Genomic DNA, 236 nt, shown 5'->3' on the forward strand with positions numbered 1-236 from the left:
AGTGAATCGATTTTAGGTCGAACGGGCTGCTCGACAGAGCTTGCGCAAGCGGCATAGCGGCGATCAGGATGGTGTGCGGATCAAGGCTTTTAGTATTTTCAGAGGAGTTTGGTTGCGGGGGCAGGATTTGAACCTGCGGCCTTCAGGTTATGAGCCTGACGAGCTACCGGGCTGCTCCACCCCGCGCCATGGTGTGTTTATTGAACCGGTTTTGGTATTTTTGCGTTATCTGAACG

1 tRNA gene is annotated in these 236 nt (G+C 53.4%); it reads right to left on the reverse strand.

From position 1 onward, the window contains the following. Positions 1 to 109: 109 nt before the first annotated feature. A tRNA-Met gene (locus tag J9800_RS21975) sits at positions 110 to 186 on the reverse strand. Positions 187 to 236: the final 50 nt, after the last annotated feature.

The sequence above is a fragment of the Ochrobactrum sp. AP1BH01-1 genome (assembly GCF_018066705.1).
In the GTDB taxonomy this organism is placed as follows: Bacteria; Pseudomonadota; Alphaproteobacteria; order Rhizobiales; family Rhizobiaceae; genus Brucella.